This window comes from Streptomyces sp. SBT349 (assembly GCF_001083795.1).
Classification (GTDB): Bacteria; Actinomycetota; Actinomycetes; order Streptomycetales; family Streptomycetaceae; genus Streptomyces.
The window spans coordinates 1-16,572 of record NZ_LAVK01000157.1; the positions used below are offsets into that span (position 1 = coordinate 1).

At 74.4% G+C, this 16,572-nt stretch carries 12 protein-coding genes; 7 read left to right on the plus strand and 5 right to left on the minus strand.

The features are described 5' to 3' along the window. Positions 1–13: 13 nt before the first annotated feature. Together ADY01_RS19720 and ADY01_RS19725 are read right to left on the minus strand one after the other, a co-directional pair. Positions 14–895 (minus strand): class I SAM-dependent methyltransferase, encoded by an 882-nt coding sequence (locus ADY01_RS19720; protein WP_049575144.1) that lies wholly within the window; start codon positions 893–895, stop codon positions 14–16. A 177-nt stretch (positions 896–1,072) separates the two neighbouring features. Continuing rightward, positions 1,073–2,008: an LLM class flavin-dependent oxidoreductase gene (locus ADY01_RS19725; RefSeq protein ID WP_049575147.1), complete on the minus strand. Its 936-nt coding sequence runs from the start codon at positions 2,006–2,008 to the stop codon at positions 1,073–1,075. A 116-nt stretch (positions 2,009–2,124) separates the two neighbouring features. Here ADY01_RS19725 and ADY01_RS19730 point away from each other — a divergent pair, with 116 nt between their 5' ends. Further along, entirely contained in the window at positions 2,125–2,937 is an 813-nt protein-coding gene (locus ADY01_RS19730) for a Cof-type HAD-IIB family hydrolase (protein WP_049575150.1), read from the plus strand. 37 nt (positions 2,938–2,974) lie between these two features. Here the strand turns inward: ADY01_RS19730 and ADY01_RS19735 are convergent, their stop codons facing one another. From ADY01_RS19735 to ADY01_RS19745, 3 genes are all read right to left on the minus strand, one after another. Continuing rightward, entirely contained in the window at positions 2,975–3,751 is a 777-nt protein-coding gene (locus ADY01_RS19735; protein ID WP_049575153.1) for a hypothetical protein, read from the minus strand. A 142-nt stretch (positions 3,752–3,893) separates the two neighbouring features. Then, complete coding sequence (locus ADY01_RS19740) at positions 3,894–4,838, minus strand: metallophosphoesterase (RefSeq protein WP_107081765.1); 945 nt, start codon at positions 4,836–4,838, stop codon at positions 3,894–3,896. A gap of 137 nt (positions 4,839–4,975) precedes the next feature. Continuing rightward, positions 4,976–6,214, minus strand: coding sequence for a LacI family DNA-binding transcriptional regulator (locus ADY01_RS19745; RefSeq protein ID WP_049575160.1), 1,239 nt, complete (start codon positions 6,212–6,214; stop codon positions 4,976–4,978). 325 nt (positions 6,215–6,539) lie between these two features. Here ADY01_RS19745 and hisC point away from each other — a divergent pair, with 325 nt between their 5' ends. The 6 genes from hisC (at position 6,540) to ADY01_RS19775 (ending at position 16,444) form a co-directional block, all read left to right on the plus strand. After that, positions 6,540–7,655 (plus strand): histidinol-phosphate transaminase, encoded by a 1,116-nt coding sequence (gene hisC, locus ADY01_RS19750; protein WP_049575164.1) that lies wholly within the window; start codon positions 6,540–6,542, stop codon positions 7,653–7,655. A gap of 120 nt (positions 7,656–7,775) precedes the next feature. Continuing rightward, entirely contained in the window at positions 7,776–9,308 is a 1,533-nt protein-coding gene (locus ADY01_RS19755; RefSeq protein WP_049575169.1) for a cytochrome ubiquinol oxidase subunit I, read from the plus strand. 28 nt (positions 9,309–9,336) lie between these two features. Then, positions 9,337–10,341: a cytochrome d ubiquinol oxidase subunit II gene (cydB, locus tag ADY01_RS19760; protein WP_049575172.1), complete on the plus strand. Its 1,005-nt coding sequence runs from the start codon at positions 9,337–9,339 to the stop codon at positions 10,339–10,341. Between the two features lie 37 nt (positions 10,342–10,378). Next, positions 10,379–13,972 (plus strand): thiol reductant ABC exporter subunit CydD, encoded by a 3,594-nt coding sequence (gene cydD / locus ADY01_RS19765; RefSeq protein WP_049575174.1) that lies wholly within the window; start codon positions 10,379–10,381, stop codon positions 13,970–13,972. A 13-nt stretch (positions 13,973–13,985) separates the two neighbouring features. After that, positions 13,986–15,674, plus strand: coding sequence for a GAF domain-containing sensor histidine kinase (locus ADY01_RS19770; RefSeq protein WP_053170996.1), 1,689 nt, complete (start codon positions 13,986–13,988; stop codon positions 15,672–15,674). A gap of 17 nt (positions 15,675–15,691) precedes the next feature. Next, entirely contained in the window at positions 15,692–16,444 is a 753-nt protein-coding gene (locus tag ADY01_RS19775) for an SDR family NAD(P)-dependent oxidoreductase (RefSeq protein ID WP_049575180.1), read from the plus strand. Positions 16,445–16,572: the final 128 nt, after the last annotated feature.

Below are 16,572 nucleotides of genomic sequence, written 5' to 3' on the forward strand. Positions count from 1 at the left end.
GGGGCGGGCGGGTCTACTCGGCCCGGAGGAACGCGCTGGTGTTGACCTTGCCGATCTTGGTGAGCCGGGTGTCGGTCCGCGCGAGGTGCGCGTCGGTCGCCTCGGTCACGCCGGGCCAGACACGGTCGTCGTAGTCGTCGACCACGACGACGGCACCGGGGGCCGCCAGCTCCTCCACCCAGTTCAGGTCGGCCTCGACGCCCTTGGCCGAATGGTCGCCGTCCACGACGATCACACCGAACTTGCCGCCGGTGAGCGTCACGTGGATGTCCGCGTCCGTGGAGTAGCCGCGCAGCAGCCGCACCCGGTCGGGCAGCACGCCCGCGTAGTGCAGGTTGGCGCGCACGATGTCCTCGCTGATGGGCGTGCCCGAGGCGTCCACGGTGATCTCCATGCCCTCCTGGAGCTGCACCGGAGCTATGGGGTCGACGATCGTCAGCTGGTACGGGATGCCCGCGCGGAGCATCTGGCGCGCCAGGCATCCGGCGAACAGCCCGTAGAGCGTGCCGATTTCGAGGATGTCGCCGTTCGGCGGCTTCAGCAGGGGCGTGGTGGCCAGCTTGCCGAGGATGTTGGAGGTGCCGCCGGCGATCCGGCCGACGCCGCGGTTCTCGACCTCCACCAGCGTGCGGTACGCCTGGATCACCGCGCGGCGCGCGTGCTTCTCGCCGGTGACCTCGCCGACCTGCTTGGCGATGCTGGTGATCGCCCCGGGCGTCGGGTGGCGGTTGAAGCGGCGGCCGTCGGGGCCGAGGAGCAGCTGGGTCAGGTGCTGCTGCTCCTTGAGTTGCTTCAGCTCGTCCTTGGCGCCGTTCAGCTCCTTGCGGAGCTTGCGGTCGATGCGCTGATCGATACGCCGGAGCAGCGGGCGAGCGGTTCGACGGAGGAGACTCATGTTCCGACGCTAGTAGCCACCGGGCGTTTCGGCCATGGCCCGGGAGGAACGTCCCGCGCCCCTCGCGCGCTCTTCATGTCCCGTTCATCTCCCGCGGTTCAACGGCGCGACGGGCGCTCGCGCGGGGGCGCGCCGCCGAGCGCGGCAGCCGGTCCGCCCGGTGGCGAGCCGCTCCGATCAGCCCGCGAGCTGGGCCAGGCCCTCGGTGGCGATGTCCTCGAAGACGCCGGGATCGGCGGCGAAGACCGAGTCGGGGACCGGCCAGTGCAGGACCAGCTCGGTGAACCCGAGCTCCGCGCACCTGCCGGCGTAGTCGACGAACGCGGCGACGGACGCGAGCGGGGAGACGCCGATCGGCTGGAACCCGGCGGCGTCCAGCAGCACCCGGCCCAGGCTGCCCGGCTCCCGCCCCGCCTCCTCGCACACGCGCTCCATCCGCTCGACCTGCCGCGCCAGCCCCGCGTGGAAGCTGTCGGCGGAGCCGTTGAACGTGGCGGGGTCGCCGCTGGTGACCCACGCCTGCCCGTGCCGGGCGGCCAGGCGCATGGCGCGGGGCCCGTTGGCGGCCACGGTGAACGGGAGCCTGGGCCGTTGCACGCAGCCGGGGATGGTGCGCACCTCGTGCGCGGCGTAGTACTCGCCCTGGTACGAGACGCCGCCCGTGCCGCCCTCGCTGAGCAGCCGGTCGAGCAGCCGCAGGAACTCCGCGAACCGCTCGGACCGCTCCGCCGGCGGCCACGCCTCGTGGCCCAGCGCGGTGGCGTCGAAGCCGGTGCCACCCGAGCCGATGCCCAGGGTGATCCGGCCACCGGCCACGTCGTCCAGGGTGATGAGCTCCTTGGCGAGGGTCACCGGGTGGCGGAAGTTGGGCGAGGTGACCAGGGTGCCGAGCCTGAGGGTCCCGGTGGCGCAGGCGGCGGCCGTCAGCGTCCGCAGCGCGCCGAACCAGGGGCGGTCGCGGAAGCTGCGCCAGGAGAGGTGGTCATAGGTGTAGGCCGTGTGGAAGCCGAGCTCCTCGGCACGCCGCCAGGTCTCGCGGCCCCCCTCCGACCAGCGGTGAACGGGCACGATGACGGTGGAGAGACGCAGCGGAAGCCCGGGTGAATCAGCCATGGGCAGCAAGGGTAGGCCCTTTCCGGCCGCCCGCAGGCCGCTTCCCGACAAGCTCACGTCCCCCACGGAAGCGTCCGATTTCGCACTGATGTGCGCGCTTCTGGCGCATATGCTGAATGACTGTGCCCCCACCTCGCCTGATCGCCACAGACCTTGACGGCACTCTGCTCAGGAACGACGCCACCGTCTCGCCCCGCACCGTCGCCGCCCTCGCCGCCGCGGAGGCGTCGGGCATCGACGTGATCTTCGTGACCGCCCGCCCCGCCCGCTGGATGGGCGTGGTCACCGCCCACGTCCACGGCCATGGCGTCGCCATCTGCGGCAACGGCGCCGCGGTGGCCGACCTGCACCGCGGCGGCGAACTGGTCGAGACCCGGCCCCTCGCCGTGGAGAACGCGCTGCTGATCGTCCACGCCCTGCGCCGCGCCGCCCCCGGCGTGAGCTTCGCGGTGGAGCGCTCGGCCGGCTTCCACCACGAGCCCGCCTACCCTCCGCTGATCTGGGACAGCGCCTCCCAGGTCGCCGCCGCCGAGAAGCTGCTCACCCACGACGAGGACCTGCCCGTGCTCAAGCTCCTCGCCCACCACGACACGCTCGACCCCGACGCGTTCCTCGCACTGGGGCGCGAAGTGGCCGGCGCGCACGGAGAGTTCACCCGGTCCAGCACCACCGCCCTGCTGGAGATCAGCGCACCCGGCGTCAGCAAGGCCAGCACCCTGGCCCAGCGCTGCCGCCGGCACGGCATCCGCCCCGACGAGGTGGTCGCGTTCGGGGACATGCCCAACGACCTCCCGATGCTCGGCTGGGCGGGCACCGGCTACGCCATGGCCAACGCGCACCCCACCGTCCTCGCCGCGACCCGCCACCACGCACCGTCTAACGAGGACGACGGCGTGGCCCGGGTGATCGAAGCGCTGCTCGCCGGGTGAACGGAGCGCCCCCGCCGTCCGTTCGTGACGGCAGCCGCTACTCGCGGTCGGCGCCGCCCTCGGCGGGGCTCGTGAACTTCGGGCCCGAGAAGTCGGGGGCGCCGTACTCCGGCCGGGAGCGGGGCGAGCCGTCGCCGCTGGAGAAATCGGGGCTGCTGAAGTGCGGGCTGGAGAACCGCAGCCGCGGCGCCTGGTCCTGCGGATGGTGGGGGAGGGCGGACAGCTGCGCCCGGAGGAACGGCGCGACCCCCTCCTCGTGCAGCGCGCGGCGCCACTCCTCCCGCGCGCGCGTCAGCTGATCCGCCGGCGCGGAGGCGCGAATCGAGGTGGACCCGTTGCGCGCCGCCGCGATCACCAGGCCCCCCGCGGCGATCAGCAGCCCGGCCGCCGCCACCACCGCGAACACCCAGCCCACCGTCCGCATCGGCTCGGCCATCGCCGGCTCGGGCTCGGCCACCCCCAGCACATAGCCCAGCAGCAGGAACACCACGGCGGCGATCGCCGCGAGGACGGGCACCACCGCGCAGAAGACCGTGACCACCCCGGCCCCCGCGGGCGCGACGGCCACCTCGCCCGGCCCCGCCTCGGGCCGCGGCCGGCCGCCGAACCGCACGCGAAGCCGGGCCAGCCGCTCGTACTCGGTCGCCGCCGCCGCCGCGATGTCGGGCAGCGCCTCGATCGCCAGGCCGCGCAACTCCTCGATCCCGGCCGCGTCGGCCCCCGAGGTCAGCCGGGCCGTGCGCAGCGCCTCGTCGAGGACCTGCTCGAAGTCGGCACGATCCTCGGGTGGCAGAAAACCATCAGCGCTGTTCATGTGCGTCCCCAGATGCTTCTCTGGCAGAGAGCTGGTGAGCAGATCCCCGATCGTAAAGGGAACGGCGCATTCATGACAGGGAATTACCGGAATCTTTCCCAGCTCGCCACTCGCCCGTGGGACGCCCCGACGGCGCGTGCGGTTACGCCTCCAGCGGCAGGCTGGCCACCAGAAGCTTGCCCGCCATGGTGACCCCGCCGTCCATCGCGATCGCCAGCGAGTCGGCGTACAGGTGCGGGCCGTCCACGCGCGGGGTGCCGTCGCCGCCCGCGCCGTTGCCCGCGTCCCCGTCGGAGCCGCCGCTCTCACCGGTCAGATAGGGAATGGGGCTGTGGCCGTGCACCACGCGCTTGCCGCCATAGGTGTCGAGCAGCTCCCGGACCGCCTGCGGTCCCGACTCGTCGCGGAAGGCGAAGCGTTTGGTGAATTTCCGGAACAGATCCCACGTCTCTTCGACGTCATTGCGCTGAAGGGCCTGCCAGATCGCGTCGTTGACGTCCTCGACCGTGCTGCCGTATTCCAGGTAGGCGGTGGTGTCCGAGTGCAGCATCAGGTGCCCGTCGGCCAGCGCCATCGAGTCCAGGCGCGACATCCACTGGATGTGGTGATCCCGCAGCCGCTCCATGTCGGTGCGCTGCCCGCCGTTGAGAATCCACGCCGCCTGGAACGAGGCCGTGCCCGCCGCCGACTCCACCGGGGTGTCGCCGAATCGGCTCGCCCCGAGCAGCAGCAACTCGTGGTTCCCCAGGAGCGCCTTGCAGTACCCGCCCGCGGCGGCGGCCTCGGCCGAGAGCCGCATCACCAGATCGATGACGCCGATCCCGTCCGGGCCGCGGTCCGTGAAGTCCCCGAGGAACCACAGCCGGGTGTTGCCCGCGGCCCACTGGTCGGCCTCGTCCGTCAGCCCCGCCTCGCGGAGCGCCAGGCGCAGCTCGTCCAGGTATCCGTGCACGTCACCGACCACGAAAAGCCTGCCGGTGCTGTCCTGCACCGGCAGATCGGGCACCGTCGGAGAGTAGACGGCATCCTCTCCCGCCCATGCGTCCGGTCCTTGGCCGGCCCCCTGAGTCATCGACCCCTCCACCACTACGCGCCGCCTCCGCTGTGACGACCTGCCCGAGGGGCCAGGTCACGGTGCCATTCGCCCATCATAGGAATCCGCGTGGGCCCTTGTGACACACCCGGGGTGGCCGAGGTCGGCCGCCGGTAACTGTCTACCCGAAACTACTGGTCAGCGGCAGGGGGTGTACGCGGGGCGGCGACAGTGGTGCGCGGCGGGCCCCCGGCGGAGGGTGCCGGGCGCTGCGAGGAGGCGCGGACGATCAGCTCGGTCGGCATCACCTGATGGTTCTGCTGGAAGGCGTGCGGCTGGCCGTGCTGACGGCCCGCCGGGGGAACGGGACGCGCGCCCCGCTGCTGGCCCGGCCCCTGGCCGCCCGGCGGCGGGCCCGCCCGTCCCGCCGAGCCCGCCGAGCCCTCGATGGCGTCGATGAGCAGGTGGATGACGGCCGTGCCGATGCGGCCCGGCTTGAGGGAGAGCGTGGTGACGGGCGGCTCGGTGGTGGCGTAGACGCTGGACTCGCTGCAGCAGACGATCAGCAGGTCCTCGGGGACGCCCAGCCCGTAGCGGCGCGCGGCGGCCAGCAGGTCGGTGCCATTGGGGTCGAACAGGCCGTAGACGGCGTCGGGCCGGTCGGGGCGCGCCAGCAGCCTGTCGGCCGCGACGGCGCTGGCGCAGGGGTCGTGCGCCGGGTACGCCTCGTAGACGGGGTCCTGGCCGGCGCGTTCGCACCAGCTGAGGTAGGCGGTGGTGGACAGACGGGTGTAGGTGTCGGTGCTGGTCCCGGTCAGCAGGCCGATGCGGCGGGCGCCGCCCGCGGCCAGATGGTCGAGCAGCCCGGTGACGGCGGCCTCGTGGTCGTTGTCCACCCAGGCGGTGACGGGCAGGCTGCCGCCCGGCCTGCCGTCCGAGACGACGGGGATGCCCTGGCGGACCAGCTCGGTGACCACGGGGTCGTGGTCGGAGGGGTCGATCACGACGGTGCCGTCCAGCGCCACATTGGACCAGACGTCGAACTCACGGTGCTGCGAGGCCGCCGGCAGGATCACCAGCGCGTAGCCCCGGGCGAGCGCGGCGGAGGTCGCGGCGCGCGCCATCTCGGCGAAGTAGGCGAACTCGGTGAACGTGAACGGCTCTTCGCCGTAGGTGGTGACCGTGAGCCCGATCAGCCCCGACTTGCCGGTGCGCAGGGTGCGGGCGGCGGCGGAGGGGCGGTAGCCCAGGCGGTCCGCCACGGTGCGCACATGACGGCGGGTGGCGTCGGGGAGACGACCCTTGCCGTTGAGCGCGTCGGAGACAGTCGTGATCGAGACACCTGCGGCCGCGGCGACGTCGCGGATGCCAGCCCGGCCGCTCGTGCGGCGCCCGGTTCCCCGGGTCACCTGATGCTTCGCTGCTGTCATGGCGACCTGATGGTAGGCCCGGGACGGCCGCTCGGCGGCTGGTTCGAGACGGCCGAGCGCCGATACGTTTTTGCATGATCCAATGAGGAATGCCCCGTGCATCCCATGGTCATCGCGGGGCCAGGCGGCTCAGAACCCAAGGGCACGAGCAGCCGCCACGCTCCGGCGGCAAATTCAACACCGAGGCCCTCACCCCCACGGGTGATGCGCGCCACGGCGCTCGCCAGGGGCGCGCGGGGCGTACTCGGTGGCGTTCACGCTCGGGCCGGCGCCGCCCGCTTCCCGGGGATGGGCCCGGCGGGGCGCAGCTCTTAGGCTGGGGAGGGTGACCGCATCTTCTCAGGAACCCGTCTCCGAGCGGGCCACCGGCCCCCGGCTGCGCGCCGCGCTGGACGGCATCCCCGCGTACGCGCCCGGCCGTCCGGCGGGCGACGGGCCCGGTGCCTTCAAGCTCTCCTCCAACGAGAACCCGTACCCGCCGCTGCCCGGCGTGCTGGAGTCGGCCGTGGCCGCGGCGGGGCAGCTCAACCGCTACCCGGACATGGCCGCCGCCGCGCTGCTCGACGAGCTGTCGGAGCGGTTCGCGGTGCCGCTGGGCCACCTGTCGGTCGGCACCGGCTCGGTCGGGGTCGCCCAGCAGCTCCTCCAGGCCACGGCGGGGCCCGGCGACGAGGTGATCTACGCGTGGCGGTCGTTCGAGGCGTATCCGATCATCACGCAGATCTCCGGGGCGACCTCGGTGCGGGTGCCGCTGACGGCGGGCGAGGAGCACGACCTCACGGCGATGGCCAAGGCCGTGACCGAGCGGACTCGGCTGATCTTCGTCTGCAATCCGAACAACCCGACGGGCGTCGCCATCGGCCGCGCCGACCTGGAGCGCTTCCTCGACCGGGTGCCGCAGGACGTGCTGGTGGTGCTGGACGAGGCGTACCGGGAGTTCGTCCGTGACGAGCGGGTGCCCGACGGCCTCGACCTCTACCGCGACCGGCCGAATGTGTGCGTGCTGCGGACCTTCTCCAAGGCGTACGGGCTCGCCGGGCTGCGCGTCGGCTTCGCGGTGGCGCACGAGCCGGTGGCCGAGGCGCTGCGGAAGACGGCGGTGCCGTTCGGCGTGAGCGGGGTGGCGCAGAGCGCGGCGGTCGCGTCGCTGCGCAGCGAGCCCGCGCTGCTGGCGCGGGTGGACACGCTGGTGGCGGAGCGGTCGCGGGTGGCGGCCGGGCTGGCCGAGCAGGGGTGGACGGTGCCCGAGTCGCAGGCGAACTTCGTGTGGCTGCGGCTCGGCGACGCCACCGCGGCCTTCGCGGCGGCCTGCGAGGAGGCGGGCGTGACGGTGCGGCCGTTCGCGGGCGAGGGCGTCCGGGTCTCGGTCGGGGAGCGTCAGGCCAACGACATCCTGCTGCGGACGGCGGCGGCGTTCCGCGCCGGGCACGAGGTGGCGTAACCCACACCTTTCGACGGGCCCCCCGCCGCCGGGGCGGGGGTTCCGGGGTCCATAATGGCTTGTGAATGTGAATACGTTCACAAGCTAGACCGCGGACAAGCAGCGGAGGGACCCGAACCCATGGACCTCGCACTCGCGCCGGAGACCCTGGCGCGCTGGCAGTTCGGCATCACGACCGTCTACCACTTCCTCTTCGTCCCGCTGACGATCTCCCTGGCCTCCCTGACCGCGGGTCTCCAGACCGCCTGGGTGCGCACCCGCAAGGAGAAGTACCTCAAGGCCACCAAGTTCTGGGGCAAGCTCTTCCTGATCAACATCGCGATGGGCGTGGTCACGGGCATCGTGCAGGAGTTCCAGTTCGGGATGAACTGGTCGGACTACTCGCGCTTCGTCGGCGATGTCTTCGGCGCCCCGCTGGCCATGGAGGCGCTGATCGCCTTCTTCTTCGAGTCCACCTTCATCGGGCTGTGGATCTTCGGCTGGGACAAGCTGCCGCCCCGGCTCCACCTGGCCACCATCTGGACCGTCGCCGTCGGGACGGTGATCTCCGCGTACTTCATCCTGGCGGCCAACTCCTGGATGCAGCACCCGGTCGGCTACCGGATCAACGAGGAGACCGGCCGCGCCGAGCTGACCGACATCGTCCAGGTGCTGACGCAGAACACGGCCGTCGCCCAGTTCTTCCACACGCTGACCGCCGCGTTCCTCACGGGCGGCGCGTTCATGGTCGGCGTCGCCGCCTACCACCTGGCCCGGCGCCGCCATGTCGCCGTCATGCGCACCTCGCTGCGGCTCGGCCTGGTCACGATGGTCGCGGCGGGGATGCTGACCGCGTTCACCGGGGACCGGCTGGGCAAGATCATGTACGAGCAGCAGCCGATGAAGATGGCCGCCGCCGAGGCGCTGTGGGAGACCGAGGCGCCCGCCCCGTTCTCCCTCTTCGCCGTGGGCGACGTCGAGCAGGGGCACAACATGGTCGCCGTCGAGGTCCCGGGTCTGCTGTCCTTCCTCGCCCACGACAACTTCTCCGAGGCCGTGCCCGGCATCAACGACCTCAACGAGGCGCTGGCCGAGGAGTACGGCCCCGGCGACTACCGGCCCAACATCCCGCTCGCCTACTGGAGCTTCCGGTGGATGATCGGCTTCGGCATGGCCTCCGCCGCCCTGGGCGCCGCCGGGCTCTGGCTCACCCGGCGGCGGCTGTGGCTCGCGCCCGCCCTGCGCACCGGCGAGGACGAGGTGCCGCGCCTGGCGCTCACCCGCGGGCGCGCGCTGCCACCGGCGCTGACCGGCTGGTACTGGCGGCTGGCGCTGCTGACCATGCTCTTCCCGCTGATCGCGAGTGCCTGGGGCTGGATCTTCACCGAGACCGGCCGCCAGCCCTGGGTGGTCTACGGCCTGCTGCGCACCTCGTCCGCGGTGTCGCCCGGCGTCTCGCAGGGCGAGGTGATCGCCTCGCTGACCGTCTTCACCCTCGCCTACGCGGCGCTCGCCGTGATCGAGACGCGCCTGATGATCACCTACGCCACGGCGGGGCCGCCCGAGCTGACCGAGGCCGACCTCAACCCGCCCACGCGCGTCGGCGGCCCTCCCGGGGGCGGCGGCGAGGGGCAGGAGAACGACGCCGACCGGCCGATGGCCTTCTCCTACTGAGCGGCCGGGACCGAGCAAGGAGCTTGCGATGAATCTTCCCGAGGTCTGGTTCGTCATCATCGCCGTCCTGTGGACCGGCTACTTCTTCCTGGAGGGCTTCGACTTCGGCGTCGGCGTCCTGACCGGGACCCTGGCCCGCGACCGCGCCGAGCGCCGCGTCCTGATCAACACCATCGGCCCGGTCTGGGACGGCAACGAGGTCTGGCTGATCTCCGCCGCCGGCGCCACGTTCGCCGCGTTCCCCGACTGGTACGCGACCCTCTTCTCCGGCTTCTACCTGCCGCTGCTGGCCATCGTGGTCTGCCTGATCCTGCGCGGCGTGGCCTTCGAGTACCGCGCCAAGCGGCCGGAGGAGCGGTGGCAGCGGAGGTGGGAGCGGACGATCTTCTGGTCCTCGCTGCTGGTCGCGTTCCTGTGGGGCGTCGCCTTCGCCAACATCGTGCGCGGGGTGGAGCTGGACGCCGCCCACGAGTACACCGGCGGGACGCTCGACCTGTTCTCCCCGCACGCGCTGCTGGGCGGGGCCGCGGCGGTGGCGGTCTTCACGTTCCACGGCGCCGTGTTCACCGCGCTCAAGACCGTCGGCGACATCCGGCACCGGGCGCGCCGCGCCGCCACCGGACTCGGCGTCGCGGCGGGCGTGCTGGGCGGGGCGTTCCTGCTGTGGACGCAGGCGGACAGCGGCGACGGCGGGAGCCTGGCGGCCCTGGCCGCCGCGGGGTCCGCCCTGCTCGCCGCGCTGGTGGCCACCGCCCGGGGCCGCGAGGGCTGGGCGTTCGCCTGGTCGGGAACGGCGGTGGTGGCCGGGGTCGCGATGCTGTTCCTCGCGCTCTTCCCCGACGTCATGCCGTCCACGCTCGCGCCGGAGTGGAGCCTGACCGTCGAGAACGCCTCGTCCACCCCGTACACGCTGCGGATCATGACCTGGTGCGCCGCCGCGGCCACGCCGGTCGTGCTGCTCTACCAGGGCTGGACCTACTGGGTCTTCCGCAAGCGCATCGGAACCCAGCACATCGCCGAGCCAACGCACTAGCGCCGCACCGCGTCTACCGGGCCGGGAGGGATGCCGGGTGAGCACCGAAGCGAGAACCGCGTCACGCGGGTCGGGGTCGCGCAGGTCGGGCCCCGTGGACCCGCGGCTGCTGCGGCACGCCCGCGCGACCCGCGGTTTCCTGGCCGCGTCGGTGGCGCTCGGCCTGGTGGGCGCGGTCCTGGTGATCGCCCAGGCGCTGCTGATCGCCCGGATCATCACCGACGCGTTCACCGGTGGCAGCGGCGTGGAGGAGCTGCGCACGCCGCTGCTGCTTCTCGCCGCCACCGCGGCGGGCCGCGCGCTGGTGACCTGGCTCACCGAGCTGGCCGCCCACCGGGCCAGTGCGGCGGTCACGTCCGAGCTGCGGATGAAGCTGGTGGAGCACGCGACCCGGCTCGGGCCCGGCTGGCTCGCCGGACGGTCCACCGGCGAGCTGACCACGCTGGCGACGCGGGGCATCGACGCCCTCGACGGCTACTTCGCCCGCTATCTCCCGCAGCTCGGCCTGGCCGTCGTGGTCCCGGTCGCCGTCCTGGCCCGCATCGTCACCGACGACTGGGTCGCGGCGGCCACCATCGCGGCGACGCTACCGCTGATCCCGCTCTTCATGGCCCTGATCGGCTGGGCCACCCAGAGCCACATGGACCGGCAGTGGCACCGGCTCGCCCGGCTCTCCGGGCACTTCCTCGACGTGGTCGGCGGCCTGGCCACGCTCAAGGTCTTCGGCCGCGCCAAGGCCCAGGCCGAGAACATCCGCGCCATCACCGACGACTACCGGCGCAGCACCCTGCGGACGCTGCGGATCGCGTTCCTGTCGTCGTTCGCCCTGGAGCTGCTGTCCACCATCTCGGTGGCGCTGGTCGCGGTCGGCGTCGGCATGCGGCTGGTCACCGGCGACCTCGGCCTCTACACCGGCCTGGTCGTGCTGCTGCTGGCGCCCGAGGCATATCTGCCGCTGCGGCAGGTCGGCACGCAGTACCACGCGGCGCAGGAGGGACTCGCCGCCGCCGGCGAGGTGTTCGCGGTGCTGGAGACGCAGGCGCCCCCGGAGGGCCGCGGGCCCGCGCCGCGCGGGGACCGGGCGGCGATCGCCTTCGACCGGGTGGTGGTCCGCTACCCCGGCCGGGCCGGTGACGCCCTGGCCGAGACGAGCCTGACCGTCTCCCCCGGCGAGACGGTGGTCCTCACCGGGCCGTCGGGCGGCGGCAAGTCCACGCTGCTGGCCGCGCTGCTCGGCTTCGTCCGCCCGGCCTCGGGCCGGATCCTGATCGACGGCCGCGACCTGGCCGAGCTCGACCCGGCCGACTGGCGGCGGCAGATCGCCTGGGTGCCGCAGCGCCCGCACCTGTTCGCCGGGACGGTCGGGGACAACGTCCGGCTGGCCCGCCCCGACGCGGACGACACCGCGGTGGCGGCGGCGCTGCGCGACGCGGCGGCGGGGGACCTCGACCCGGCGCGGCGGCTGGGCGAGGGCGGCACGGGCCTGTCCGCGGGGCAGCGTCAACGGGTCGCCCTGGCACGGGCGTTCCTCGCCGACCGCCCGATCGTCCTCCTGGACGAGCCGACGGCGGCCCTGGACGGCGCCAGCGAGGCCCAGGCCGCCGCGGCGATCACCCGGCTGGCCGCCACCCGAACGGTCCTCCTGGTCACCCACCGCCCGGCGCTGCTCGGCGACGACCTGACCATGTTTCACGTGGAACCAGCCCCGGCCGCGCCGGCCACCTCCGCCGTCCCGGCCGCGGCGGGGCCCCGCGGGCCCGAGGCGCCCGTCTCCCCGGCCCGCGCCGGTGAGGCCGACGCGGTCCCCGCCCTCCCGGCCGCGCCGGTGGCCGGACGGCACGCGGTCCGCGGCCTGATCGCCGAGGCCGCCGAGGGCGGCTTTCCGGCGGAGCGGACCAGGCTGGGCGTGGCCGCGCTGCTCGGCGGGCTCGCCCTCGCCAGCGCCGTGGGCCTCATGGCCGCCTCCGGGTGGCTCATCTCGCGCGCCTCCGAGCAGCCGCCCGTGCTGTACCTGATGGTCGCCGTCACCGCGACGCGCGCGTTCGGGATCGGCCGCGCCTTCTTCCGTTACGCCGAACGGCTCCTCAGCCACGACGCCGTGCTCCGCGTCCTCGCCGCGCTCCGCGTCACCGTCTACCGCCGCCTCGAACGGCTCGCCCCCGCAGGACTCGGCACGGCCCGCCGCGGCGACCTGCTCTCCCGCGTCGTCGCCGACGTGGACGCCCTCCAGGACTACTTCCTGCGCTGGCTGCTCCCGGCCGCCGCCGCGGCCGCCGTCGGCGTCGGGGCCGTCGCGTTCACCGGCTGGCTGCTGCCCGCCGCGGGCGCCGCCCTCGCCGCCGGGCTGCTGGCCGCGGGCGTCGCCGTCCCCGCGCTGACCGGCGCGGTCGCCCGGCGCACCGAGGCCCGCCTCGCCCCCGCCCGCGGCGAGCTCGCCACCCGCACGGTCGACCTCCTCACCGGCACCGCCGAGCTGACCGTCGCGGGCGCGCTCCCCGCCCGCCGGGCGGCCGTCCGCGCCGCGGACGCCGAGCTGACGGCGCTCGCGGCCCGTTCCGCCGCCGCCACCGCGCTCGGCGGCGGCCTGATCACCCTGCTCACCGGACTCACCGTCACCGCCGCCGCGTGGGCCGGGGTGGCCGCCGTGGCGGGCGGGGGGCTCGACGGCGTCTGGCTCGCCACCGTCGTTCTCGTCCCGCTGGCCTCGTTCGAGGCCGTCGCGGGCCTGCCCCTCGCCGTCCAGCACCGCCAGCGCGCCCGCCGCGCCGCCGAACGCGTGCGGGAGGTCATGGACGCGCCCGCGCCCGTCGCCGAGCCCGCGCACCCGGCGCCGACGCCCGCCGACCCGTTCCCCCTCACCCTGCGCGGCCTCACCGCCCGCCACCCCGGCCAGGCACGGCCCGCGCTCGACGGCCTCGACCTCGACCTCACGCCGGGGCGCAGGATCGCCGTGGTCGGCCCGTCGGGCGCGGGAAAGACCACCCTCGCCCACTGCCTGCTGCGCTTCCTCGACCCCGAGTCCGGTCGTTACGCCCTGGGCCCGGCCGACGCCACCACGCTCGACGGGGACGCCGTGCGCAGGATCGTCGGCCTGTGCGCGCAGGACGCGCACCTGTTCGACAGCACCCTCCGCGAGAACCTGCGGCTCGCCTCCCCCGGCGCCGAGGACGGCGCGCTGCGCGCCGCGCTCGGCGAGGCCCGCCTGCTGGAGTGGGTGGACGCGCTGCCCGACGGCCTGGACACCCGGGTCGGCGAGCACGGAGCCCGCCTCTCGGGCGGGCAGCGCCAGCGCCTCGCCCTGGCCCGCGCCCTCCTCGCCGACTTCCCCGTGCTGATCCTCGACGAGCCCGCCGAACACCTCGACCTCCCCACCGCCGACGCCCTGACCGCCGACCTGCTGGCCGCGACCGAGGGCAGGACCACCGTGCTCATCACCCACCGGCTCACCGGCCTCGACGCGGTGGACGAGGTCCTGGTCCTGGACGGCGGCCGAACGGTGCAGCGCGGACCCTACGGAGAGCTGGCCGCCGAGGAGGGCCCGTTCCGCCGCGCGCTGGAGCGGGAGCGGGCGAACGACGGGCGCGGGCGGACCCCCGAGCGAATCCCGACTTTCGCGGCGAAAGGGGACTGATTACCCTCGGGCTATGCGGCGAGCGCAGGAGCCAGGGGAGCCAAGGAAGCCCGAGACGGCGGGGACGGTGGAGACGGCCGAGACGGCGGCGGCGGTGACGGCGGAGCAGGTCCCGCATCTGCCCCGGCTGCTCAAGGCCATCGAGTCCCTCGGCGCCGACGCGTACGCCGACGCCCACCCGCACGCCGTCCTCGACCGCGTCACGCGCACCGCCGCCGAGCTGACCGGCGCCCGCCACGCCGCCCTCGCCGTGCTCGACGAGACCGGCGACGGCATCGCCCGCCTCGTCACCCACGGAGCCGCCCCCGACGCCAACGCCAACGCCAACGCCGACGCCACGGATCAGGACACCGGCGCCCTCACCCGCGCCCTGTGCGACGGCGGACGGGTGACGCCGGGCCCGCCGGGCACCCTCTGCGTGCCGATCGTGGCCCATGGCGCGACGTTCGGCGCCCTCCAGGTGGCCGGGGCGCCCGTCCCGTTCACCCCCGACGACCACCACCTCCTCCGTTTCCTCGCGGGCGAGGCGGGCGTCGCCATCGGCAACGCCCGCCTCCTGGAGGCCGTCCGCCAGCAGGCCCGCTGGATGGACGGCTGCCTGGAGCTGTCCGCCTCCCTCCTGTCCGCCGACGACGACAACGCGCTGGCCGTCGTCGCGGAACAGGCCAGGCGCCTCGCCGACGCCGCCGAGGCCGCCGTCCTCGAACCGGGCCACGACGGAGCCCTGGAGGTCGTCGCCGCCTCGGCCGACGACGCGGGCCGCCTGCTCGGCACCGCCCTCCCCGCCCACAGCCCCGCCGCGCGCCGGGTGCTCGCGGGCGAGCCGGTGTTCAGCGACGGCCCCGACGCCGAGCCGGGGCCGACCACCGCCCTCGCCCGGGACCTGGGCCCGAGCATGCTGCTGCCGCTGGCCAGCGACGGCACGGCCCTCGGCGCCCTCTCCCTCGCCCGCGCCGCCGGCGCCAAGCCCTACTCGGTGCCGGAACGCGCGATGGCGACGCAGTTCGCCCAGCAGGCCGCGCTCGCCCTGGTCCTGGCGGCGGCCCGGCGCGACCGGGAGCAGCTGGCCGTCTTCGAGGACCGCGACCGCATCGCCCGCGACCTGCACGACCTCGTCATCCAGCGGCTCTTCGCCGTCGGCATGACCCTGGAGAGCGCCCTGCGCCGCGCCCCCTCCGGCGACACGGTCCACCGGGACGTCCGCGACCGCGTCGAGGCCGCCACCGGCGAACTCGACGCCACCGTCCAGGAGATCCGCACCGCCATCTTCGGCCTCCACCAGCACCCGGACCGCGCGCCGGCCGGACTGCGCACCCGCGTGCTGCGCGAAACCGGCGCCATGGCGGGCACGCTGGGCTTCACGCCGTCCGTCGCCTTCCACGGCCCGGTGGACACGGCGGTCGGCGCGGAGACCGCCCGCCACCTCGTCGCCGCGCTGCGCGAGGGGCTGTCCAACGCGGCCCGCCACGCCCGCGCCTCGCGCGTGGAGGTGGTGGTCGACGCCGCCGCCCGCCTGCCCGGGGAACGCGACGCCGTCCGGCTCACCGTCGCCGACGACGGCGTCGGCGTGGACGACGCCGCCGCCCGCCGCAGCGGCCTGCGCAACGTGCGGGAGCGCGCCGAGGCGCTGGGCGGCCGCGCCGGGCTCGGCCCCGGCATCGGCGGCAACGGCACCAAGCTGACGTGGCAGGCGCCTCGTTGAGGCGTTACGGTCCAGACATGGCGGGACGGATCGTGGTCATCAGCGGCGGCGGCACGGGCATGGGCCTGGCCACGGCACACTGCTTCGCACGCGACGGGGACACCACGGTGCTGATCGGGCGCCGCGCGGAGGTGGTGAACCGGGCGGCCGACGCGGTCGAGGGCGCGGTCGCGCTGCCCGCCGACCTGTCCGAACCGGCCCAGGCGGCGCGGGCCGCGGGGGAGATCGGCGAACGGTTCGGCACGGTGGACGTGCTGGTCAACGGCGCGGGCGGCAACGGCACGCTGGAGCCGGGGCCCGACGACCCCGACGCCCCGCTGGCCGCCACCGCCCACGACTGGTCGGTGAACTTCCGCGGCAACACCCTCACCGCCGTCCTCCTCACGGAGGCGCTGCGCGACCGGCTGGCCTCGCCGGGCGGGCGGGTGCTGTTCATCAGCTCCATCGCGGCCTACCGCGGCTCCGGCACGGGCGCCTACGCGGCGAGCAAGGCCGCGCTGCACCCCTACGCGCACGACCTCGCCCGCGCGCTCGGGCCGCGCGGGGTGACGGTCAACGTGGTGGCGCCCGGCCTGGTCGAGGACACGGAGTTCTTCGGCGGCCTGATGACGGAGGAACGCCGCGAACGCCTGGTCGGCGAGACCCTGACCCACCGTCCCGGCACCCCGGGCGACGTGGCCCAGACCCTGCACTGGCTCGCCTCCCACGCGGCCGCCCACCTCACGTCCCAGGTCATCCAGATCAACGGCGGCGCGGAACGGGGCCACTGACGGGCGGAGCGGCGGGGGTCCGCCCGCCCGGGGCCGTCTCTTATAAACATCTGACGCCGCCGACGAAGAGGATAGTGTAGGTCTCTGGGGGCTGCGGAGCATGACAACACAAAAAGAGATCGGCGCGC

Coding starts and splice junctions, on each gene's coding strand:
- ADY01_RS19755 (WP_049575169.1), top strand. CDS start 7,776: ATGGACCTCGCACTCGCGCCGGAGACCCTGGCGCGCTGGCAGTTCGGC.
- ADY01_RS19725 (WP_049575147.1), bottom strand. CDS start 2,008: ATGGCTGATTCACCCGGGCTTCCGCTGCGTCTCTCCACCGTCATCGTG.
- ADY01_RS19770 (WP_053170996.1), top strand. CDS start 13,986: ATGCGGCGAGCGCAGGAGCCAGGGGAGCCAAGGAAGCCCGAGACGGCG.
- ADY01_RS19775 (WP_049575180.1), top strand. CDS start 15,692: ATGGCGGGACGGATCGTGGTCATCAGCGGCGGCGGCACGGGCATGGGC.
- ADY01_RS19730 (WP_049575150.1), top strand. CDS start 2,125: ATGACTGTGCCCCCACCTCGCCTGATCGCCACAGACCTTGACGGCACT.
- ADY01_RS19720 (WP_049575144.1), bottom strand. CDS start 895: ATGAGTCTCCTCCGTCGAACCGCTCGCCCGCTGCTCCGGCGTATCGAT.
- ADY01_RS19745 (WP_049575160.1), bottom strand. CDS start 6,214: ATGACAGCAGCGAAGCATCAGGTGACCCGGGGAACCGGGCGCCGCACG.
- ADY01_RS19735 (WP_049575153.1), bottom strand. CDS start 3,751: ATGAACAGCGCTGATGGTTTTCTGCCACCCGAGGATCGTGCCGACTTC.
- cydB (WP_049575172.1), top strand. CDS start 9,337: ATGAATCTTCCCGAGGTCTGGTTCGTCATCATCGCCGTCCTGTGGACC.